This is a genomic window from Vibrio splendidus (assembly GCF_024347615.1).
GTDB classification, from domain to species: Bacteria; Pseudomonadota; Gammaproteobacteria; order Enterobacterales; family Vibrionaceae; genus Vibrio; species Vibrio splendidus.
The window spans coordinates 3,209,182-3,233,395 of sequence record NZ_AP025508.1 but is presented as its reverse complement, the minus strand read 5'-3'; the positions used below and the strand labels follow the sequence as shown (position 1 = coordinate 3,233,395).

15 protein-coding genes are annotated in these 24,214 nt (G+C 45.5%); 3 read left to right on the top strand and 12 right to left on the bottom strand.

The genetic code is table 11. The features are described 5' to 3' along the window. Window positions 1–80: 80 nt before the first annotated feature. The 12 genes from OCU90_RS14290 to hemL all read right to left on the bottom strand — a co-directional run bounded on the left by OCU90_RS14290 (window position 81) and on the right by hemL (window position 18,957). Window positions 81–2,042: a beta-N-acetylhexosaminidase gene (locus OCU90_RS14290; RefSeq protein WP_061022496.1), complete on the bottom strand. Its 1,962-nt coding sequence runs from the start codon at window positions 2,040–2,042 to the stop codon at window positions 81–83. Between the two features lie 12 nt (window positions 2,043–2,054). Continuing rightward, window positions 2,055–2,939: a glucosamine kinase nucleotide-binding domain-containing protein gene (locus OCU90_RS14285; protein WP_061022494.1), complete on the bottom strand. Its 885-nt coding sequence runs from the start codon at window positions 2,937–2,939 to the stop codon at window positions 2,055–2,057. A gap of 2 nt (window positions 2,940–2,941) precedes the next feature. Then, window positions 2,942–4,663: a glycoside hydrolase family 9 protein gene (locus OCU90_RS14280; protein WP_061022492.1), complete on the bottom strand. Its 1,722-nt coding sequence runs from the start codon at window positions 4,661–4,663 to the stop codon at window positions 2,942–2,944. 98 nt (window positions 4,664–4,761) lie between these two features. Next, window positions 4,762–5,757 carry an ABC transporter ATP-binding protein gene (locus OCU90_RS14275; protein ID WP_017080764.1) on the bottom strand — a complete coding sequence of 332 codons (996 nt, stop codon included), beginning with the start codon at window positions 5,755–5,757 and terminating at the stop codon, window positions 4,762–4,764. A gap of 87 nt (window positions 5,758–5,844) precedes the next feature. Then, window positions 5,845–6,828, bottom strand: a complete 984-nt coding sequence (locus OCU90_RS14270; RefSeq protein ID WP_004734530.1) for an ABC transporter ATP-binding protein — start codon at window positions 6,826–6,828, stop codon at window positions 5,845–5,847. A gap of 2 nt (window positions 6,829–6,830) precedes the next feature. Further along, window positions 6,831–7,856 carry an ABC transporter permease gene (locus OCU90_RS14265; RefSeq protein WP_004734531.1) on the bottom strand — a complete coding sequence of 342 codons (1,026 nt, stop codon included), beginning with the start codon at window positions 7,854–7,856 and terminating at the stop codon, window positions 6,831–6,833. A 2-nt stretch (window positions 7,857–7,858) separates the two neighbouring features. Further along, window positions 7,859–8,845, bottom strand: coding sequence for an ABC transporter permease (locus OCU90_RS14260; protein ID WP_004734532.1), 987 nt, complete (start codon window positions 8,843–8,845; stop codon window positions 7,859–7,861). A 169-nt stretch (window positions 8,846–9,014) separates the two neighbouring features. Beyond that, window positions 9,015–10,697, bottom strand: a complete 1,683-nt coding sequence (locus OCU90_RS14255; RefSeq protein ID WP_004734533.1) for an ABC transporter substrate-binding protein — start codon at window positions 10,695–10,697, stop codon at window positions 9,015–9,017. A gap of 796 nt (window positions 10,698–11,493) precedes the next feature. Then, window positions 11,494–14,883, bottom strand: a complete 3,390-nt coding sequence (locus OCU90_RS14250; RefSeq protein WP_004734534.1) for a response regulator — start codon at window positions 14,881–14,883, stop codon at window positions 11,494–11,496. Window positions 14,884–15,099: 216 nt separating this feature from the next. After that, a complete protein-coding gene (rsmC, locus tag OCU90_RS14245; RefSeq protein ID WP_061022489.1) occupies window positions 15,100–16,122 on the bottom strand; it encodes a 16S rRNA (guanine(1207)-N(2))-methyltransferase RsmC in 1,023 nt (340 codons plus the stop codon). Between the two features lie 110 nt (window positions 16,123–16,232). After that, window positions 16,233–17,318, bottom strand: a complete 1,086-nt coding sequence (locus OCU90_RS14240; protein WP_054541852.1) for an AI-2E family transporter — start codon at window positions 17,316–17,318, stop codon at window positions 16,233–16,235. Between the two features lie 343 nt (window positions 17,319–17,661). Further along, a complete protein-coding gene (gene hemL / locus OCU90_RS14235) occupies window positions 17,662–18,957 on the bottom strand; it encodes a glutamate-1-semialdehyde 2,1-aminomutase (protein WP_061022488.1) in 1,296 nt (431 codons plus the stop codon). 296 nt (window positions 18,958–19,253) lie between these two features. On the opposite strand from hemL, the gene erpA reads away from it, so the two are divergent. The 3 genes from erpA (at window position 19,254) to OCU90_RS14220 (ending at window position 24,177) form a co-directional block, all read left to right on the top strand. Then, window positions 19,254–19,595 (top strand): iron-sulfur cluster insertion protein ErpA, encoded by a 342-nt coding sequence (erpA, locus tag OCU90_RS14230; protein ID WP_004734539.1) that lies wholly within the window; start codon window positions 19,254–19,256, stop codon window positions 19,593–19,595. A 339-nt stretch (window positions 19,596–19,934) separates the two neighbouring features. Then, window positions 19,935–21,059 (top strand): efflux RND transporter periplasmic adaptor subunit, encoded by a 1,125-nt coding sequence (locus tag OCU90_RS14225; protein WP_061022486.1) that lies wholly within the window; start codon window positions 19,935–19,937, stop codon window positions 21,057–21,059. Window positions 21,060–21,069: 10 nt separating this feature from the next. Beyond that, on the top strand, window positions 21,070–24,177 hold the full coding sequence (locus OCU90_RS14220) for an efflux RND transporter permease subunit (protein ID WP_061022483.1): 3,108 nt from the start codon (window positions 21,070–21,072) through the stop codon (window positions 24,175–24,177). Window positions 24,178–24,214: the final 37 nt, after the last annotated feature.

Sequence of the window (24,214 nt, the reverse complement as noted above, 5' to 3'; positions counted from 1 at the left end):
TTGACTGAGCACCTTAATTTGAGTCAGCAACTTAATTTTAGTTAGCAACCGCTCGATATGAGTGTCGCTTTGATTTTGTTTTATTGAGCTTTCCAAGGGTTGCGATAATCAACATTGAGTCTGTCGAGTAATGGCAGGTGGCCCTTTAGGCGAGATAGGTAATCTAGCCAGTTTCGGTTGTTTTTATGTGTCCAACATCCTTCAGCTAAAGCGCTAATTCTTGGGAATACCATGTAATCCATACGCTTTTGGTTGGTGACGATCTCACACCATAGAGCACACTGAATTCCGCGGATCCGCTTACGAATTGGGTCGGTGTCGGATATTTCAGCAAGCGCTTCGTAGGTATAAGCTTGTTCTAATGGGATGACAGCAGCCCAATCTACACCCGGTTCTTCCGGTGCATAATCTTGGGTCATGTCGAGATAGGTAAATTGTGCCGGTTGCAGCACCACATCAAAGCCTTGGCGAGCGCAATTCACTGCAGCTTCTTCACTGAGCCACGAGTAGATGATGGTCTCTTTACTGACTTTGTCGCCGTGTTGCGCTTCTTCCCAGCCCACCATGCGCTTGCCAAGTTGCTTGAGTTTGTTCTCGGCATAACGGAATAGGTGACCTTGCAAGTCTTTGCTGTCTTTATATTGATGCTCTTTCATCAGAGCTTGAGCAGCAGGGCTGTTGCTCCACACTCCTGGTGGCACTTCATCTGCGCCCATGTGGATCAATTCGCTAGGGAAAAGCTCTGCCACTTCTTCAATAACGGCATCTAGGAATTGGTAAGTACCCGGTAAACCTGGATTTAGCACGTTGTCGTTGTAGTGCTGAATGCTTTTGTATTGTGTGGTGTCTGCTTGCTCAACTAGCATGTCTGGCAGTGATTTGATTGCGGCGCGACAGTGTCCCGGGATATCGATCTCTGGGATCACCGTGATGCTGCGTTGCTCTGCATATTTAATGACTTCGCGAATCTGTTGTTGTGTGTAGAAGCCGCCATAGTTGTCAGAAATGTGGGTGTATTGCGGTTCTAATGCATGATCAGGACCACGCCAAGCGCCAATTTCTGTTAGCTGAGGCAGGCTCTTGATCTCAATTCTCCAGCCTTCATCATCGGTTAGGTGCCAGTGAAAAACGTTGAATTTGTACTGCGCCAGTTGGTTGATCAAACGCTTCACTTGATCGACTGAGTGGAAGTGACGAGCGCAATCCAACATCATGCCGCGGTACTTAAATCGAGGTTGATCGGCGATTTTGCAACATGGTAGAGAGAGGTTCTCTGCGTCCAGTTGTTGAACTAATTGGATCAAGCTTGCCACAGCGTGTGTAAAGCCCGATTGGCTGCCTGATTCAGCAGTAATCTGTTGTGCAGTGATGGTCAGCTTGTATTCGGCTTCATCTAACGTCGGGTTGCTGCGAAATAGAATGCCGCCGCTTTCGTCTTTTGAAAGTTCAGTTGAAAGCGTGGTCGAAAGAGATAACTCAAAGGTCGAGAGCAATTCTTGTTGCAGCCAAGAGACAGCCTTATCAGCAAGATGAGATTGAACCTCAATTCTGCAGTCGTTATTTAGCGCGAAGCTACTTAGCGCGAAACTACCTTGCTGAAATTCGATCTGATTCGGCTGAGGAATCAATGCCACTTGAGCTGCGTTCACTTCAGGAATTTGATTGCGTTCACGGTATGGCGAAGCCAAAACAATGGGTGATATCGCGACAGGCAGTACCGATGTTTCCCCATCATGATGTGACTGGATAAAGGCATCGTTAAGGCCATCAGAATAGAAGCGGAATGGTGCGCTTTGAATACTGAATTCAAGGTAGAAATGGTTATTGGCTTTTAACACTGGCGAATTTGGTTTGAACGAGCAAAAGCTTCCTACTTGAGTCAATTCACCTTGCGACAAACTCTCAGGAAGGATGAATCGGTCAAAGGCAAAATGCAGTGACCAATCTTGTACGTCGAGGTCACTTAAGTTATGTACCGTAAGGCCGAATCGGCAGTTATTTTTTTGTTCAGAAAGAACAGCTAAGTCGATGCGATAATTCATATAACTTCCCTGCTAAGCCTGTTGATACAAGTTGTGTTGTGATTTCCCGGCAAACATCAACGCGCCTTCGATAGCGTCGAATTGAGGTTTAACGATCCATTGTTGTACTGGTGGCGATAGCCAGTTGTGAATGCGTTCAGCGATACTTCCCATTAAGCACACCTTGTCAGCGCCTTTTCGGTGTAGTGCTAAGACAAACATTTCGATATCAGCAGCGGTTTGCTTGAGCATCTCGATAGCCAGTTCATCACCTTCATTTGCCAGTTGAAAAATAACTGGAGAAAATTGACCGTAATCTTTTGGAATCGCGCCTTTTGACCACGCCACGATCGCATCAACATCATTATTGAAATGATTCATAACGTGTTTGATCAGCGCGGTTTTGTTGCGAATGCCATCTTCAGCGAGTAGAACTTGCTGAATTAAACGAAGGCCCATCACTGCGCCGCCGCCTTGGTCTGAAATTGGGAATTCACGACCGCCAACCACATGTTGCTCGCCGTCGTTCAGGTAGATACCACATGAACCTGTACCACCAATCATGATTGCGCCGTCTTGGCCATTATGTGCACCAATACATGCACCATAGGCGTCTGTATTGAGTGTCATACTTGCGAAAGGGTGAGCTTGTACCATGAAGTCGAACCATGCCGACTTTTGCTCTGCGCCAGCTAGCGCCAAACCAACATGCATATTAGAAAAATCGTTAGAGTCGAGTTGGCTTTGTTGTGCGGCTTTGGTGATGGCGTCAACGATAGAGTTCATTGCAACATCAACACCCAGTAGAATGTTGGCACTGCCACTCTTTGCTTCACCAACCAGCTTGCCTTGGTCATCGCGAATTCGAGCTCGACAAGAAGTGCCTCCACCATCAATACCTACGTAGTAAAGAGTCATGATTATTGCTCCTTACTTTGTGCTAGGAAGTTGAATTGCGAAGCCGTTGCCAATAGGAACCAAGCGCCGTGAGGGATCCATTGTTCACCCCAGCGCCAGTTTTGAAGCATGTCGTCTTTCTGTGCTGGTGGGTTGAATGCGATGTCTTGTTCGTCTTCGAAACCAGCCGTGATACCGTTGCAGACACCACCTTTTGCATTGAAGAAACCAAGCTGAGGTAGGTAGTCTGGGTTGTTATGGCCGTGACCATCGAGCATGCACATGTGGTATGGGTTGAGGCCTAAGATCCAATCAAGGCTGTTTTGTGAAAGCTGGATTAGACGCTGTTGAAGGTCATTATCCTTAATGTGCGGTTGAACTAGGTAAGCCATGGTTGCGAGTGAACCAAGGCGAGCATTTTCACCTTGCCACCAGTAACCTGTCTCATTCTGTTGAGCGACGAAGAAGGCATCACGTTTATCACCATCGACAGATTTAACGTACTGTCTTGGGTAGCCGAATGGGTTGGTGACTTTGTCGGTAATGTTGATTTCGAACTGGCAAGCTTGCTCAACAGCTGTGCGAGCCTGTTCTTTTAATTCAGCATTGGTTTCGTTGTCGATGTATTCGCATAGCGCAATCACCGGAAGGCCAGCTTCTGCTGCATGAAAGTATGGGCGAGAGCCATCAGAATTTGCAGACCAGAAGTGCTCAAATGAATTATCTGACTGTTGGCGAGAGATTAAGCGAGTCGCCCAAGCTCTTGCTTCTGTTAGGTATTGCTGGTCTTGAGTTACGCGATACAGCTCATTGGCTGCGAGTAGGGCGCAATACTCATCGATGATGTTCTCTTCGCCATCGTTTAGGTACTGAAGGTTGTGTTCTTTAAGGTGCCAATAGCCTTTCGCAGCTGTATCAAGGTAGGTTTGGCTAGAGTAACTGCCAGAGGCTTCAAGCTCAGATGCAGCAGCCAATGCTGCAATAGCTACGCCGGCACCTTGTCGGTAGCCCGCCTGTAAGTCCGTTGATTTATGACCATCTTGAGTCGCATAAGCGCAGATGTCGCGCTGATTGATATCTTTGCTCCATTTGTCGAATACCGTCATATAGAAGTATCCGTCGGCGTCTTGCATACGCACTAAGAAGTCGGCACCGAACAGAGCCTCTTCCGTTAGACGAGTCATGGAGAATTTCGGGAAGTCTGGGTTATGGCTAGTCAAGCGTGCACTTTTTAGCATGTTCCAAACGACCATTGGAATTTGTTGTGGGTTTAGGTAGTTACCATAAGACAGGTGGCTAAAATACTTACTGACATCTCCTGATGCGTCATACCATCCTCCGTGGACATCGACGTATCTGTCGGTACTTAGAATTTGTGCTTGTCGATCTTTTTTGTCGAAAATACCGCCACAGCGTTGTGACTTAAAGTAATGAAGCACATCAGAGAATGTGTGGTTCATTAATAGGTTGCTACCAATCTCAAATACTTCTGAACGCAGGTTGTCAAAACGTAGGTAGTAGCGACCAGATTCAGTAACTGAACTGAAATCGATAGTGAAGAATTGCCCTTGATGCCAATTTGCTACGCGGCCTTGTTTAACCACATCAAAACTTCCGACAGTCATATGATTGTCTGCACAGACGAGTAAAGCCGTAGTGCTCGATAGACGAGCTTTCTTTGTTTGTAAGATAGCTTGCTTTGGGCCTGTGGACTCATAGCCAATATGGTTGGTCAATAACAGCATCAATATTCTCCGACAGTCCTAGTTTCTATTGGCTAGGTACTTGAATGTTTTGGATATAAATAGTTAGGGTCCGCAGACCCTAACTTGGACTTTATTGCTTAGCTTTCGTGTAGGTAACAACGTACAAAGTGGTTATCAGCTAACTGTGTAACTCCTGGCAGCTGTTCTTTACACTTGTCCATCGCGTGAGTACAACGGCCTGCAAATGGGCAACCTGCTGATACTGGTGTCCAAAGTGGGATCTCCCCTTTGTTACCTGCTAGTTGGTCGTGGATCGATTTCTTAGGATCTGGAACTGCCGAAACCAATAGCTGAGTGTAAGGGTGTTGAGGGTTAGCAATCACGTCATCGGTATCGCCCCATTCCACCATGTGTCCAACGTACATTACGGAAAGATCTTCAGCGATGTAACGAGCCGTTGCGATGTCGTGAGTGATATAAAGTAGAGACATTTGCTTCTCAAACTTCATCTCTTCCATCAGGTTCAAAACACCAGCACGAATCGATACATCAAGCATTGAGGTTGGCTCATCGGCTAGAACCACTTCCGCACCTACCGCGATGTTACGTGCAAGGTTGACACGTTGACGCTGGCCACCTGAGAGTTGGTGAGGGTACTTTTCTGCCGTCGCTTGCGGTGGTACTAACCCCACTTGCTCTAGAAGATCGTATACACGTTCCTGTAACTCTTTCTTGTTGCCCGGAGATACTTTTTTGTGGATCAACAAAGGGCGAGCGATGTGGTGGAAGATATTGTGTGTTGGGTTCAGTGAACCAAACGGGTCTTGCCATACCATCTGCACACCTTCACGGTAGTGCATGAGATCTTTTCTGCTTGAGATCTCTTGGATATCGCGACCTTTGTATTCGATCGTACCGCCCGAAGGCGCGTACATTTTTGCGATCATTTTTGCTGTTGTTGATTTGCCTGAACCTGACTCACCAACCACCGCTAGGCCACGGCTTTTATACATCTTGAATGACACGTCGTTAATCGCACGCATCATTGGGGTTTGAATGGTGGTACTGCTTATTGGGAAGTCTTTTACGACATTCTTGCCTTCTACCAATAATTGACCGAAATCTTTGCTCATAATTGTCTCCAGAATCCTTGTTCGCTTTGCTTGCTTTTCGACGGTCGAGCCGCCTTATTCGTTATTCACGCTGAGTCAGCGTGCAAGCTATAGCTTCCTTTGTACTATTGGGTCACCGTACAGGTGGCAGTTAGACAAGTGTCCCGGGTCGATAGAGCGCAGCTTGGTTGGCACCTTAGTACAAGCTTCATGTACACGGTCACATCGAGCTTGGAAACGACACCCTTCAGGAATCTCTAAGAGGTTCAGAGGGTTGCCCGGAATACCCGCTAGTTTTGTCTTTGGCCCTGTTAGTGGAGGGAAAGAACTACCCAGCCCTTTGGTGTAAGGGTGGTAAGGGTTTTCTAGAATATCTTGAGAGTTTGCGACCTCGATAAGCTCACCTGAGTACATGATGCCGATACGGTCAGAGAACTCGACCATCAATGACAAGTCATGGGTGATGAACAGAATTGAGAAACCAAACTCTTCTTTTAGCGCATAGATCTTTTGTAGGATTTCGCGTTGAACAACCACATCAAGCGCGGTCGTTGGCTCATCCATAATGATCAGCTTTGGATTCAATGCTAAAGCGATAGCAATAACTAAGCGTTGACGCATGCCGCCAGAGAATTGGTGAGGGTAGTCACTCAATCGGCTTGGGTGAATATCGACAATTTCAAGTAGACCTTCAGCGCGTTGCTTAGCTTGTTCACGAGTCATGTTGGTGTGATGCATAATCACATCACAGAACTGTTCTTCCATTGGAAGTACAGGGTTGAGTGCGTTCATCGCACTCTGGAATACCATCGACATCTCGCTCCAGCGGAACGCTTGCATGCGTTCGTCACTGTATTCAAGGATGTTCTCACCATTGAAGATGACTTCACCACCACTGATGTAAGCGGGCGGCTTATGAAGACGCATAAGAGAGAAAGCAACGGTTGATTTACCACAGCCAGATTCACCAGCTAAGCCGAATACTTCACCCGGAGCGATGTCAAAACTTACGTTATTACACGCGCGAACATCGCCAGACTCTGTGATGTAATCCACGCATAAGTTGCGGATTGAAATTAGTGGTTCAGACATGATTATTTATCTCCGCTCCAAAGTGCATTTTGTGGTGGTAGTTCTGGTTCACGTTCTTCTTTATCTTGAGCCGCTAGTTTTTTCCAACGCTTCATGCCTTTGTGAGAACGCAGTTGCGGGTTGGCAATTTCATCGACCGCGAAGTTAAGCAGAGCAAGGCCAGTTACAAGTAGTGTTAATGCGATACAAGGAGCCAACAGTTCCCACCAAGCGCCAATCAGCATTGATGAAGAGGTTTGAACGTTGTAAAGCATGATGCCCCAGCTGATTGTGTTCGGGTCACCAAGACCTAGGAACGAAATCGTAGCTTCCATCATGATTGCGTACATCACCGAACCGATGAAGCTCGCGCCAACGATAGAGATAAGGTTTGGAAGAATCTCTACGAAGATGATACGGAATGAAGATTCACCCAAAACTTCAGCGGCTTTTACAAACTCTTTTTCACGCAGTGCTAACGTTTGGGAACGAACAACACGCGCGCCCCAAGCCCAGGACATAAAGCCGATAACTAAGGTTATGGTGAGTGGCCCTGCCTCACCGATAAAGGCTGCAACTACGAACAGTAATGGGTATTGAGGAATAACCAGCATAATGTTCATTGCGGCTGTCAAGATGTCATCGACACGGCCGCCAAAGTAGCCCGCGGAAACACCGATAACCGTTGCGAGTAAACATACGGTAAGGCCCGCACCAAAACCTACAGCCAGAGATACACGTGCTCCGTATACCACTTGTGACCAAACGTCACGCCCCATACGAGTTGTCCCCAGTACATGGTCCGCCTTCTTAGACATGATAAGTGTGCGACGGTCGTCTGCTAGGTTTTGAGCAACCCAGCCGTCAGGGTTCGTTTGTGCAGACTTAACGACGAAGCCAGGGTACTCGTGTGGATTACCTGTACGCTTGTCTGGTACATGTTTGGTGATCAATGGAGCCGCAATAGCACCAAGAATAAAAATACTTAGGATGATGACACCGGTTAGGGCCATCGGATTGCGCCAAATGAGTTTTAGAATATCTTTCATGATTATTTACCACCCTTACGAAGACGAGGGTCAAGAACAACGTAAAGCATGTCTGCAACAAGGTTAAAGAACAGCATGAATAGCGTCATGATAAGCAGTTGGCCTTGCAATACTTGGTAGTCACGAGCGTTAATTGCGTTGAAAAGTACGCTACCAAGACCTGGGTAGTTAAAGATGATTTCGATAATTAACTGACCGCCGATTGCCATACCTAGAGACATCGAAAGCGCCGTCACACTTGGCAGCATCGCGTTACGAGCTGCGTAATTGAATACCACTCGGTTTTCGCTAAGGCCTTTGCCTTTCGCCATGGTGATGTAGTCTTCTGCGAGTAGGTTGATCATGTTGTTACGCATGTTTACTAGGAAGCCACCAATTTGAACAACCGAAGCACATACCAGAGGCAAGAAAGCGTGGTAAGCAACGTCTTTGATGAATGCCCAACTTGTCCAGTCAGGTATCGTACCAGCGGTATAGGCGTAGCCAGTTGGGAACCACTTCAAACCAATTGCGAAGGTAAATAGCGCAAGCATGGCAATAACAACTTGAGGAACGGCTTGTAGAATAAGCATCCCTGGAGTAACAAAGGCATCGTATTTACTGCCACGTTTCCACGCTGCAAAAATACCTAGGATTGAGCCAATCGAGAAAGAAAGAATAACGGCAGTGCCTGCTAAGAATAGCGACCAACCGAATGCGCCACCTAACAGTGTATTTACTGAAAGTGGGTAGAATTGAATTGATGTACCAAGCTCCCAGCTTAGAATGTTCTTCATGTATGCGCCGTATTGAACCAGTAAGCCGCCATCAACGAAGCCTAATAGTTCTTTCATTGCCGCAATACGCTCAGGAGTAACTTGTACAGAAGCGTTCGCAAACATCATGGTAACTGGGTCACCAGGCATTGCTCTTGGAATAATAAAGTTTAACGTCGCTGCAACTAATAGCGCGACAAAATAAAATGACAAACGTCTTAAAAAATAACCCATAACTCACACCTTACTCACCCAGATTGTTTCCCTGTTTCTGGATTCAGGTCGCTCCTAGCGAAATTTGGAACGAAAAATCCCCTGACGACTAGCGCCATACTTTCAATTGATAGTGTGGGGATTTTTATAAGCGGCGTAAGAAGTTACGCCGCAAAGATTGAACGATTACTTATTTAACTGGTTTTAGGTCCAGTACATGAAGTAGACGCTCTGGAATACCAGCCCAAATGTTTGGACGGCCTTTTGGATTTTCTTCGTTCCACCAACCAGTGAAGCGAGTCGTGTTGTATTGGTACATGTAAGCACCAGACATCACTGGGATTGTCACTTGGTCTGCAGCGATGATTTGCTGGATACCGTGTGCAATATCTAGCTGCTCGTTCTTGTCAGCTGTTTTGTAGAAGCTGTTTAGAAGACCATCTAGCTTGTCGTTTTGGTAGAAGTGCATCGCGAAACGAGGCATACCATCACCAGATTGAAGTGATGAGTTGTAAGCACTGTTCCAGTACGTGTATGGATCCGCACCGTGGAAGTAGTTTGTGTATGCTACGTCGTATGTACCTTCAAGCATTGCTTGGTTGTAAACAGAGAAGTCAGGTGTACGAGCTTTCGCTTTAATACCGATTTCGTTTAGCTGTTCTACCGCTAGTTGAACTGTGTTGTTGAAGTCAGTCCAGCCGTTTGGAGATTGAATCATTAGTTCGAAAGACTTGCCTGATGGAGTGTCAACAAAACCATCTTTATTTACATCTTTGAAGCCAGCGTCAGCAAGAAGCTTCTTCGCGCCTTCAGCGTTGTAAGTGTTGAAGCCTTTGTACTTGTCATGAGTTTTTTCATCAGACCAAGCTTCAAATGCGTAGCCAAGACCCGATGCGAAATCGTTCACAGTACCGCCACCGTAGAATGCGATATCGATGATAGTTTGACGGTCAAGAGCCATAGAGAAAGCACGACGGAATTCAACGTTGCTCAATGCTTCATGCTTCGCAGCATCAGGGTGCTTGAAGTTAACGATGAATGCCTGTGTACCTGCTGGCGGGTACCAGTAGTGGTGTTTAGGGCTAGCTGCAGCGTATGTACGATCGATATCTGGAACGAAAGAAGACGTCCAGTCCATTTCACTGTTTACAACTTTACCTAGGAACTGGTCGTTGTTCGCAATTTGTGGAACACGTAGACAGTCAACATCTAGGTTGTCTGCATCCCAGTAGTTCGGGTTAGCACACTGGATGTATAGTTGAGCTGTAAACGTATCGATTTCTGTAAACGGACCAGAACCTACTGGGTTCTCATTGGTAAACGTTGATGGATCTTTCACGTCTTTCCAGATGTGCTTAGGTACTACAGGTACTTTAGCAATCTCGTAAGGTACGTTCGAGTTAGCTTCTGTTAGGCTGAACTTAACTTGGTAGTCGTTCAGTTTTTCTACAGAAGTTACCCAAGAGTTGATACCAGATTGGTCAAGCTCTGGCTTCTCTTTTACAAGGTTGAAAGAAAAAACAACATCATCAGCAGAGAAAGTTTCTCCGTCCGACCATTTAACACCCTTACGAATGTCGAAAACTACGCTCATCAGATCATCTGACATTGTGAAGTTTTCAGCTAGACGGAACACTGGAGTGTTACCGTGCATTTCGTTGAATACTACTAGCGGCTCATAAAGGAAGTCGGTTGTAGTATGTAGGTTAGTAGCACCAAGGTACGGGTTAAAGTTACGTACAAATGTAGTGTACTCTTTCGGGTGAATAGTCAACTCACTGCGTTCTGCAGCTGTTGCTACTGATGCAAAACCTGTTGTAGCAGTTGCAATAATTGCTGTTGCTATTGCTGTTTTTTTTATATTGGCAAGCATAGCTGTTCCTTACTATTTGCTTTCATTTCACTAATGGATTGAATGTTATCTGTTGCTATTGCTGTTTTTTTTATATTGGCAAGCATAGCTGTTCCTTACTATTTGCTTTCATTTCACTAATGGATTGAATGTTATCTGTCGCTAAATTGTTTAGTAGATACACACTCTAGTTAAAGGCCTACCTCTTCTTCATTGCTCCAGATTCATCGTTGATTCTGAGAAGTGGTAAGAGTGGCCTGTAGGCCTTTGGCAGGAGTAAGAAAACACCTTATCGATGAATTAATCAAACTCGTTTCCCGTCAAAAACGTTAAAAACAAGCAATCCCACGTCATTAACGTCAAAATGGGGTGCTTTGGTGGTTTTTTGTGCGCAATTGTTAAGGTGATGTGACTCGCATTTGGTTTTGCTGTATCGGCTGGGTGTAAGTGGTCACTAACTACCTGGGCTTTTTATTATAAAGCTTTAGGCTAGGGTTTTGTAATTGTAGATCTTGGTCACTTGCCGCTTTTACGTTAAATTTCCCTAGAAAATTAAATCTGCCGTTCTGTTGTGACTCGCTTCTCAAACTGCAACAAAGAGTCAGATAACGGTCAGATATGATTGAGAATAGAACGAAAAGTACTGACGGTTACGAGCACGCACTGTGCGTAATTGGCGTGAATTGCTCCTTGTTTAAAGACGTAAAAAAAGTGCGTTGCAAGCGTTGGGATTCTACTTTTTGTGATTGTTAGGCGTACAAAAAAGCCCACGCTAAGTGGGCTCCATTATTTACAGTATCGTGATCTTACTTCAGGGTTAGCTGGTCAGTAGTTTCTGTAGTTTATCCCTTAGCATCTCGATATGAGTTCTTTCTGGTGTTTGTTCTTTACAGTGTTCAAGTATGAATTCGATAGAGCTCAGTACCGTTCGCCAGCGAGGTGTTTTCGGTAGAGTTTCTACGCGTAGGTATTTGTCTAGCGTTCTAGTTTGTAGGGTACTGCGGTCTAAGTAGACTCGCCATAAGCCACTCTTTTCTGCGAAAGCAAACTTGGTCTCCCCAGTAACAGACTCCCAGTAGATAATGGCATTGGTCATGACATCGACTAGTACTTCACGCATCAGCTCTTGCTTGTTTTTACCCTCACCGGTTGCCTTATCAGCAAGGCGAGTAAATTCACCGCCAAGCTCTTTCAGTTGTTGAAGCTTATCTTTGTCACCTTCAAAGGCGTAGCTTGAAAGTGCCTCAACCGCTGTTTCAAGGTTATTGACTCGGTTTGAGTTAACGCCACCACCGACATTGAAGATATACATGGTGTCGAGCCCTGAACCTTCAGGTAGCTTAAGGATGTCACTTGGAATGCGCTGACGTGTGTCGTCTATATAGATATCAATATCACCACAGTAGTGAGCTTGTTCCACCTTCAGGTATTTAGGCGCGATGATCTCGTCGGCCATTGAGCGCTTGAGTTGTTCTTGCCCACGTCTAAACAGCTTAGCAGCCGCTTCGTTGGCAAAGCGAATACGTTGGTCATCACGAATACAGATGATGGCTTCAGGGGCTGACTCCAACTGCTCCAACAAGCGCCCTTGAGTTTCTAGTAGGTTAGCTTCAACCATGGCCCTGTGTTTAAGCTCTAGTTGCAATTGATCATTCTCAAGACGCCTTTGCTCAGCTTTGCTTGCTGATAAGTGAGCCGTAATTCGCGCCGCCAGTTCTTGTTTGTTGAACGGTTTAGACAAGTAATCGTTGGCACCCGCTTCGAAACCGCGAACACGGTCTTCCGCTTGGTTGAGTGCCGTTAGCATGATGATTGGCAATTGTGCATGATCGTATTGCTTACGCAGTGCTTCACAAACCTGATAGCCGCTCATACCTGGCATCATGATGTCGAGCAGAAGTAACTCTGGTTTCTCTTTTTCAATCAGTTCAATGGTCTCAGGGCCGTCACAGGCGGTGCGAACTCGATAACCTTCTAGCTTCAAGAAGCTGTCTAATACGCGCAGGTTCACCGGCTCATCATCGGCGATAACCAATAACGGGCCATCTGGGTTTTCACTGATAGCGCTGTTTTCTTGCTGAGTGTTATCAATTAAATCCGGCGCTTGGAAGTGTGAGTAGCTCCCTGACTCACTGTAGCTATCCAGTTCTTCTTGGGTAGCTAAAGGTAATGTGAAGCTGAATGTAGTGCCAAGCATCGGTTGGCTACTTACGTACAGTGAACCACCCATCAACTCAATTAACTGACGACTGATGGATAACCCAAGGCCGGCACCTTGGCGATAGTTACTTGCGTCTTGGCCAGCTTGAATCAATGGCTCAAAGATGTGTTCAAGATATTCAGCAGGTATACCTTGGCCGGTATCAACAACTTGTACTCGAATGTTGTCGTCGATGACGCTTGCTGAGATAACAATCTTACCTTCTGATGTGTACTTGATAGCATTGCCAACCAAGTTATACATCACTTGCTCAAGTCGTTGAGGATCCGATGAAACGAGACCTAAATCACTTGGCACTTGGTTAATGATGCGGATTGGCTTGTTACCTAACAGGTGATGAGATAACTCAAGCACTAAGCTGGTGGCTGCAGATAAATCAACAGCAGACTTCTTAATATCCAAGCTGCCATAGCGCATCTTGTGATAATCAAGCAGGTCATCAACCAGTGTCGCCAACCTCTGGCCACTATTGATGATGATATCCAATTGGTACTTCTGGTTGGCAGGAATAGGGCCGTTAGCACCAGATATTAGCGCTTCAGCGATGCCAACCATGCCATGTAATGGTGTTCTCAATTCATGTGAGGTGGTGGCTAAGAATTCATCTTTAAGTTTGTTCGCCAGTTGCAACTCTTCGTTTTGCTTTTGAATGGTCTTAAGGTTGTCCTCAAGCTCACCGTTTTGGCTCTTGATGAGCTGCATTTTTTCACGGATCGATCGCTGCATTCTTTCGAAGCTAACCGCGAGTCGGCCTATTTCATCTTTGCGTTCGGTGTTGATCATGGTTTCATCAAGATCACCTGCAGAGACTTTCTCGGCAGCCCATGTGAGCTTGAGGAGAGGAGAAGTGATGAAATTGGACAGATAATGCGATGCAACAAACACAAGAATGATCGCTGTGAGCATCACGATCACGAAGATCTTTTCTAACTGATGAATACGGGCAAACGCCTCTTTTTCTGGCAGCTCTACGACAAGAGCCCATGTTGCGTATTTCAGCTCAATTGGGGTATATGCTGCGATGATTGCTTGATCTTGAGTGTTGTTGAACGTACCTACGGCCGTTTCGCCAGCCAATGCTTTATCGACAACGTCTAAGCTTAAATTAATCGACTCTTGCGAATGGGCGAGGCTGCGTGGCAGGTGATCATCACCCACAAGCAGTGTTTGAATATTTGAACTCTTGTTGAGATCCGCAATCAGCTTAGTAATCCCATTGATTGGCAGCCTAAACATGGCGTAACTGTGCAGGTAGCCTTGTTGAACAATAGGCGCACCTAACCAAGCCGTCTGCTTACCGTTCTCATCTTTAAAGTCAGAAACGATAACCGGTGTATAGTCCTCGTTGGATTTACGTTTGTCTTTTACGTCTTTTGCTAAGCGTTGAAAGGTAACGCCTAGGTTTGAATCTTTGTACTTACCTGTTAGCAAGTTAGTGCCGTAATCATCACGCTTAAAGATTGAGTAAGCGACGTTACCGTTAATATCGACTAATAGAATGTCATCAAAGTCTGAACGCTTAAGCAATTCTTGGTATGAGTTATGGTAGCGCTTGTGAAGCAGTCGATAACGTTCGCTGCCAATAAAGCTACTAGATTCTGGAAGAATCGATGTCTTGATTTGATCGCCAGAGCCTTGAATGTAACGCTGCTGCGCATTACTGCGCGCTTCGTCAATATCTAACCCTAAGCGTTGGAACGCATTGATTAAACCATAGAATCGCCCGCCACTGGCATTGGCAAGTTCTGAGCGAACAAAGCCCATGACTTGGGACTCTTGAGCTTGTAGATAATCGACAATTTGCTGTTGCTTAGTATCACGGACCGAAACAAGGTGCGAAGTACTTTGTTCCTGAAGATCCTGACTGTGCGACTGGAGGAAAAATATCGCGATAAGTGTCACTGGGGTAATACTGAGGACAAGAAATGCCAGCATTAGGGTATTTTGAAGGCGCTTAAACTTCTGCTTACGATAGAATCTAAACATAAATTGGGTACTACTTTCCTTTGATGTACTGCTAAAAGGGCTGAAAACAAGTACAGAGAATAGAATTAACGGGTTCCAATTTAACGAAATTAACGAGTTTTTTTACTTTGACAAGTAAGTGGTATTTAAAGCGTGTGCAAAAGCTCATTTTTATAGAGTTTTGACAGAAATATGAACAGACAGCGCAGATAATGACCCTGCGCTGTGCTAGATAGGCTATTTGTTTGCGTGATAGATCGCGAATTTAGTGGTCTTATTTAGAGTCGCGCATTTTCCAAACGCTTGTTCAATAATTGGAACGTATTTTAAGAAACTGTTCGCAACAATAATCATCTCGCCAGAACGCTTCAAATGCTTAGGAGCCTGAGCAAGTAAGGTCTCAGTCGCGCTGTAGCTTGTATCCAAACCAGAATGGAATGGTGGGTTACTGATGATGAATTGGTAGTCTTTTGATGTGTCGGAATAGACATCTGAGGCGAAGACATTTCCCGTTAAACCGTTCGCTTCTAACGTAGCTTGGCTTGATGCCACGGCAAATGCACTGATGTCGCACATTTCTAGCTCGATATCAGGGTGACGAGATGCCATTACCGCGCCCAATACGCCAGCACCACAACCAAAATCCAGTACCTTACCTTTCAGCTTTGGCAGAGTATCAAGTAGCAGTTGGCTACCGACATCAAATTGGCCGTGACTAAACACACCTGGAAGGCTTTTTACAGTCAGTGACTGCTCATCAATGTTAACCGTATAGGTTTTAAACCAGTTTTGCAGATTGAAGGCTTGTGGTTGATCGAAGCATTGACCCCAGTAGAAAGAGCAACGGCGCGCCGAATCGTATTTCACGACTTTGCCGTAAGGAGCGAACATCTTCTCGATACTTTTAACACCAGAACGATTCTCGCCAACTACGACAATCTCGGTATCTTTACCTAGCTTGGCAAATAACATCGCCAACAGAAATTCCGCTTCTGCTTTAGCCTTTGGCCAGTAAAGCATCACTAAGTCGGCTTTGGTTTCTTCGGTAAACTCCGCACCATAAAAACGTTGGATGGTGTTGCAGCCTTCTAATTGACGGTAGTAGCTGTAATTAGAAGTAAACACGGTGACTGATTCACAATGTTTCGCTAATTCAACAGGGAATAAGTCTTCTGCCTCACCAGCAACTAAAACATGTTTGCCTTCAAAGTAGGCGAGTTGGCGTTGAGCAATCTGGCTTGGGGCAATATAAGCTGACATAGGACACTCTATTGAATCGTTAGCAAAAAATGAGGGCGGATTTTCGCATAATCCGCCCAAAGCTTGAAGTGTTTAATACTCGTTCGCCAACCAAGTTGACGTTGATTAGGTTAACTCTTGTCTTGCTGGTTCAAAAAGTCTTTAAACTCTTCATCGTAAATATTGAAAAGGACGATCGTAATAGCAAAGATCAGTGGGCCGTAGATCAGGCCGATTAAGCCAAACAATTGAATACCACCCAATAATGAGAAGAAGATCATAAGGGTGTTCATGCCAGCGCTGCCCTGCATTAATAGCGGGCGCAGTAGGTTATCAATCGAGCCCACAATCGCAATGCAGTATACCGTTAGGAAAATAGCCCAAGTGGTATCGCCTGTTAGGAATAAGTACGTAGCTGCTGGAATCCAGATAAGCGCAGTACCAACCACGGGAATGAAGGATGCAAAGCCCATCATGGTGCCCCAGAATAGGCCTGGGAAACCGGCAATCCACATACCTAACCCGCCCGCAAAACCTTGCGCTATTGCGGTTAAGAATGAACCCATTACAGCTGATTTCGATACTTGCTCAATCTCGGTTAGCAATTTGTCTTCTTGGCTACGAGATAAAGGCAAAATATGACGAACCACGCTGATGATTTTGTCGTGATCTCTTAATAAGAAGAACAGAACAAACAGCATCAAGAAGAAATCCATCAAGAAATTGGTCGCATCACCAAGGATTTTTGCACTGATACCAACCAGTTTTGAGCCAAAGCTGGTCGCAAATTCACCGACTTTCTGTGCGATGGCTTGAGGCTCAATGTTGTCGAAAGGCAAGTAGTTATTCACAAATGACAGCGCTTTGACCACTAATGGGTGTGCAAATAAAGTCTGAATACCGCCGTGGGTCACCCATTGGTAGGTGTTCTGAGAGAACAGAGAACCTTGCTGAACAATTGCTGCGAATACTGCCAATAAAGGGATAACAATAATGAAAGTCAGAATCACACAAGACAGCAGAGAGACGATGTTTTCTTTATTCGGGAGCTTTTTTTCAAGCCACTCATGGATTGGGAACATCAATAGTGAAATGATAAAGGCCATCACGATTGAGTTGACGTACGGCTCTATAAGCAAGTAACAAGCATAAGCCGCCGCAAGTAGGGCGATGATGATCACCCAGTGGCTGGTATTGATTTTGAGTTTTTCTGACACGTTAATGGTCTCTATATTTGCGTTCTGAGTTTATAATGGCTGCAAAACAGAGAGTTAGCAATGAGGAGTTTTGATAATGGGATGCTGTAATAAAGATAAGAAATGCCAAGATGAAGAACAGCAAACAAAAAAAGAGATCCCTTGGTTCAGAATGTTCCTTGGTACCTTGATGTTGTTGGTTTTTCTTTTCTGGGAACGTTAGGCGTTTTTAGTTCAGTTTTAGCCTTAATTGAAGGGTAAGTAAGCTGTTATATTTGTGGTTAGCGAGCGTGATGTATTAAAAAGGGCTGCATCTAATGCAGCCCTAAATTCAATCGGTTAGCGACTTATAAAGTGCTTTCGACTATTTGTTTTCAGCAGCAATGATCGCAAGAGAGCGATCAGCAGCTTCTAGTGTTGCATCCAGTTCTTTCGAACCATGAGCAAGAGAAGTAAAGCTTGCTTCGAATGCTGAAGGTGCAAGGTAAACACCGTGATCTAACATTAGGTGGAAGAAGCGCTTGAAGCGTTCGACATCACACTTAGTTACATCTTCGTAGCACGTCACAGTTTCTTGGTCAGTGAAGAAGAAACCAAACATACCGCCAACTTGGTGAACTAGCATTGGAATACCGTGCTTGTCTGCAAGTTGCTTGAAGCCATTAGCCAGTTGCTTAGTTTTTGAAGCTAGACGCTTTTCGTTGCCTTCTTCTCGTAGAAGGTTCAAACATGCGTAGCCAGCAGCCATTGCAACAGGGTTACCTGAAAGCGTACCCGCTTGGTAAACAGGGCCCGTTGGCGCGATGTACTGCATCACATCTTTACGACCGCCGAAAGCACCCACTGGCATGCCGCCGCCGATCACTTTACCAAGACACGTTAGGTCTGGCTTGATGTTGTAGTAAGCCTGAGCACAACCTTCAGCAACGCGGAAACCTGTCATTACTTCATCAAAGATTAGCAACGCACCTTCTTGGTCACAGATTTCACGTAGACCTTCGTGGAAGCCTTCTACTGGAGGGATGCAGTTCATGTTACCCGCTACTGGCTCAACGATGATACAAGCGATCTCGCCTTTGTTTGCTGCGAAGATTTCACGTACTGAATCTAGATTGTTGAAGGTTGCTGTTAACGTTAGTTTCGCAAAATCAGCTGGTACGCCAGGAGAGCTTGGTTGACCTAAAGTCAGTGCACCAGAACCTGCTTTTACCAGTAGACTGTCTGCGTGACCGTGGTAACAACCTTCAAACTTAAGAATTTTGTCACGACCAGTAAAGCCACGAGCAAGACGAATCGCACTCATTGTTGCTTCTGTACCTGAGCTCACCATACGCAGCTGTTCCATTGATGGAACCATCTCAGAGACAAGTTCAGCCATTTTGATTTCAGTTTCGGTTGGAGCACCGAAGCTAAGGCCGCGTTGCGCTGCATCAATGACAGCTTCACGGATAACTGCGTGGTTGTGACCAAGGATCATTGGGCCCCAAGAGCCAACGTAATCGATATATGCTTTCCCATCAGCATCAAAAAGAAGTGGGCCGTCAGCTCTATCAACGAAGATTGGAGAACCACCTACACCGTTAAAAGCGCGCACTGGAGAGTTAACGCCACCTGGAATAGTTTGCTGTGCCTTTTGATACAGTTCTGCTGATTTGGTCATTGATATATCCTCTTTTGACTGTCGGACCAATTGGCACGCATTGTACCTATCCAGAATCCAACTAGGAATGCTTTCGCCGATATAATCCCCCGAATCTGGTTGTTTTGTGTGGTTACACGTTTTAATTGTCAGATATGGGCGAGTTTACGACAGTAAAAGGAACGATCCTGTGGTGAATACTTGAACGTTTCAGTCAGGTATTAGATAATCACCAGAATATAAGAAAATACTCAACAACTATGGTCTCGAATTAGATTTGTATCATGTTGTTTTTGACACAGGTAAGAGAGGTTGTCGTGAGCGAAGTAAATATCCCATTGTCTTTTTCTGATGCAGCAGCTACACGCGTTCAAACGCTAATTGCTGAAGAAGAAAACCCAGAACTAAAACTGCGTGTATACATTACAGGTGGTGGTTGTAGTGGTTTCCAATACGGCTTCACATTTGATGAAAAAGTAAATGATGGCGACACTACTATTGTAAACAGCGGTGTTACGCTGGTTGTTGACCCAATGAGCCTACAGTACTTAATGGGCGGCATGGTTGATTACACTGAAGGCCTAGAAGGCGCACGTTTCTTTGTGAACAACCCGAACGCGACAACAACATGTGGCTGTGGTGCATCATTTAGCGTCTAACGTGAACTGAAAGGTAGCTTGAACTGAGAGCTACATTAGAAATATTTTAAACGCTGAGCTCATGCTCGGCGTTTTTGTTTTTAAGAAATACATCATATAAAACAGACAGTAATTCGACCTGTTCTAGCCATACATACCAAGAGGTATTTAGGTTGGGAATGTGTAATCTTTATTTCATCTACCTTACTTATAGTAAACGCCATATTTTTTAAACTGTCGATAGAGTCCAACTTCGTTGGGTGTGGGTCTGTTAAGGTTACCGCTGTGCATCAGGATGTTGCATATGACAGTGTTAAGCTAATTAGCGCGCCTTAATAACATCGTACAAAAGGATTTGTTATGCCCACTCTATTTTCTAACTCACCACTTTTTCAGAAATTGAAGCAGCCGTGGCTGGTTTCTCTGACTCTAGTCGTGTTGTTGTCGATCTGGCTTGGTTTAGGCGTAGGGCAAGCGGAAGAGTCACCTGAAAAAAAAGCGACAGAAATTCCGTTGGCTAAGGTTTCCTTTCAAACATTTACTTCATCACCGACCTTTAAAACGATTGATCTCTATGGTCGAACGGCGCCCGATAGACATGCTCGTTTGGGGGCTGAAGTTGCGGGCAAGGTTGTTAGATTGAACGTTGTTAAGGGCGATGCGGTTAAAGTTGGACAAGCCATTGCTCAGATAGATAAAGGTGATTTAGAGATTCAACTAGAGCGAGCATCTGCGTTATATCGCTTGAAGCAGAAAGAATTCAAAGCGGCGCAGTCTTTGAAGAAAAGAGGGCTGCAAGGCGAGATAGCCTATACCACAGCAGAGGCTTCATTAACGGAAGCAAAGGCCATGAAGCGCAATGCGGAATTAGCTCTAAAGAACACAGTAATCACATCACCTTTCTCTGGTGTGGTTCAAGACTTGATGGTCGAACTGGGCGATTTCGTTGGCGTTGGCGACCCTGTCGCAGGTGTGATTGACCTCGATCCTTTGGTTATTGAGGCCGATGTCAGTGAGCGCCATATCCAGCATTTGCTAGTCAATCAATCAGCTTTGGTTCGCCTGTTAGGGAGAGAAGAAGCGGAAGGTCGGCTGCGTTACGTCTCTCGAATCTCTTCTGCCTCAACCAATACCTTCCCCATTGAGATTGAAATCGACAACTCAGATGGCCTGTTACCTGCTGGTGTCAGTGCCGAAGTAACCCTCAATCTAGAAACAAGAGACGCTATCAAAGTGACGCCTGCCATGTTGGCACTGGATGAGGCCGGTAATCTTGGGGTCAAAACTTTGGTTTCAATTGATGATTCACCAATCGTGAAATTCGTCGGCATTCAACTGGTGAAAGCTGAGCAAGATGGTGTGTGGCTCACGGGGTTAGGTCAGCGTGTCGATATCATCACGGTAGGGCAAGGTTTTGTTCGTGATGGTGATTCGGTGATTGCTGTTGAGCAAGGTGCTGAACTCTCTAACGTAACTACAGAGTAGGAGATAGCCGATGTATTCAATTATTGATGCAGCCTTGTCTCGTGCTCGAACAATGCTCTCCCTTTTGGCGCTCATCTTAGTCGCAGGTGTGATTACCTATATCACGATACCCAAAGAATCGAGCCCAGATATCACCATTCCAATTATCTACGTTTCAGTCGGGCATCAAGGGATCTCGCCAACGGATTCAGAACGTTTATTGGTTCGACCTATTGAGCAAGAGCTTAGGTCAATCGAAGGCGTAAAAGAGATGACAGCAACCGCAGCAGAAGGACACGCCTCTGTGGTGTTAGAGTTTAATGTTGGCGTCGATCTTACTAAAGCGATGGCCGATGTTCGTGACGCGGTTGATCTGGCTAAGCCCAAATTGCCAGAAGATAGCGATGAGCCGACTGTAAATGAAGTTACCCTCGCTTCTGAGCAGCCTGTGTTGTCAGTGGTTCTGTTTGGTACCGTGCCTGAGCGCACCATAGTACAAATCGCTCGAGAGCTCGGAGATAAACTCGAAAGCTATCGTCAGATCCTTGAAGTCGACATTGCAGGCGATCGCGATGACATAGTAGAAATCATCGTTGATCCATTATTGATGGAGAGTTACAGCCTAGATCAAGCGGACATCTATAATCTGATTGCTTTGAATAACCGAGTGGTGGCCGCAGGCTTTGTTGATACAGGCTACGGGCGTTTTTCGGTCAAAGTCCCTTCTGTGTTTAACTCCTTAAAAGACGTACTTGAGTTGCCAATTAAAGTGGATGGTAAACAGGTAGTAACCTTTGGCGATGTGGCTACGGTTCGCCGAGCGTTTCGAGATCCTGAAAGCTTTGCCCGTTTAGATGGCAAATCCGCGGTTGTCTTGGATATCAAGAAACGTGCGGGTGAAAATATCATTGAAACCGTTGAGCTAGTCAAAGCGGTAATGGCTGGTGCTCAGCAGCAAGCTGAATGGCCAAATAACCTATTGGTCAAATACACCTGGGATGAATCTAAAGATGTGAAGATCATGCTCAACGATCTTCAAAACAATATCTTATCCGCCATCATTTTAGTGGTGATCGTGATCATCGCGATTCTTGGTGTTCGAACCGCGCTATTGGTCGGAATTTCAATTCCTGGATCGTTCCTCACGGGATTGTTGGTGTTGTCTGTGTTTGGTCTAACCGTCAACATCGTGGTGCTGTTCTCGTTGATCATGGCGGTTGGTATGTTGGTCGATGGCGCAATTGTGGTTACCGAGTTTGCCGACAGGCGAATGCAAGAAGGTGAAGGGCGTAAAGCCGCTTACCGAGATGCAGCGAAACGAATGGCGTGGCCAATAACCGCATCAACTGCTACAACCTTGGCTGCATTTGCTCCGTTACTGTTTTGGCCGGATGTAACGGGCGAATTCATGAAGTTCCTGCCATTAACGTTGATTGCAACCTTAACCGCTTCATTGATTATGGCGTTGTTGTTTGTGCCTGTACTCGGTGGTTTGATTGGTAAACCTCAATATGTATCGCCCAAAAGCCAAGCTCGAATGGTGGCACTGCATAATGGTGATTTTTCACAAGCGACAGGCTTAACCAAAGCGTACTACCACACGTTGTCGATTGCGATCAAGCACCCCTTTAAGATTCTTATCAGTGCGATACTGCTCGCGGTTGCGGTTGGTTTTACGTATTCAAAAGCGGGTCTAGGTGCAGAGTTCTTCCCAGAAGTGGATCCGCCATTCTTTAATGTCAAAGTTCGCTCCCATGGTGATCTTTCTATCCAAGAGAAAGATGTCATCATGCGTGATATTGAGTTGATGATGCTCAATCATGATGAGTTCGATACCGTTTATACGCGTACTGGTGGTGATGATCAGATTGGTTTGATCTCGATTACCCCTGTTGATTGGCAATACCGTCGCAGTGTGAAGGTGATCATTGAAGAATTAAAGGTGTACACCGATCAATACGCAGGGGTCGAGATTGAATATAAGTTTCCAGATGCAGGGCCTCCGGTTGAGAATGACTTAGTGATTGAGCTGTCGGCAAGAACACCAGAGCAACTGAATCAGGCTGCAAAAATTGTAAGAAACTGGGCGGATGGCAATCAGGCACTGACCAATATAAGTGATACCGCGAGTAAAGATGGCATCGATTGGAAAGTGGATATTCGCAGAGATGATGCTGCGCGTTTTTCGGCTGATGCGACCTTGGTGGGTAATACGGTTCAATTCGTCACTAATGGGCTAAAGATTGGCGATTACCTCCCAGATGATTCTTCAGAAGAGGTCGATATCTTGGTGCGCTACCCAAGCGATAAAAGATATATTGGGCGCTTTGACCAACTAAGAGTTAAAACACCAGCAGGCTTGGTGCCGATCACTAACTTTGCTCAGATAGTGCCAGACCATAAGCAGGACACGATAAAGCGTCTTGATGGTAAGCGTGTCGTGAACATCATGGCGGATATGGAAGAGGGTTATAACCTTGCCCTTGAGCTACCAAAGATCGAACAGTCGCTGAGTGAGTTAGGGCTGCCGAGTAGCGTTGAGTTTCGTATCCGTGGTCAAAATGAAGAACAAGAAAATTCTTCAGCCTTTTTACAAAGTGCATTCATGGTTGCTCTGGCGGTGATGGCGTTGATTTTGATTACTCAGTTCAATAGCTTCTATCAAGCGTTTTTGATTCTTAGTGCGGTGTTGTTCTCAACGGTTGGTGTATTTGTTGGTTTGCTTATCTTCCAACGCCCGTTTGGTATCGTGATGTCTGGTATTGGAGTGATTGCACTGGCAGGAATAGTGGTGAATAACAACATCGTGCTGATCGATACCTATAACCAGCTAATCAAAAGAGGCTTGGATAAGCGAGATGCGATTCTAAGAACCGGTGTTCAACGTTTAAGACCAGTAATGCTGACTACGGTTACCACCATTTTAGGCTTGATGCCGATGGTGTTAGAAATGAACATCGATCTGATTAATCAAAAGATAGAATTCGGAGCGCCGAGCACGCAGTGGTGGTCGCAACTTGCTACAGCTATTGCGGGAGGTTTGGCCTTTACTACAGTACTAACCTTGGTGCTGACGCCTTGTTTGCTGATGCTAGGGCGAGATAAGAAGCCCGATGTGCTCCCAAGCAACGACGGTTAAAGATAATTCCTAGTTCGACGGAAATAAAAAGAGCGCC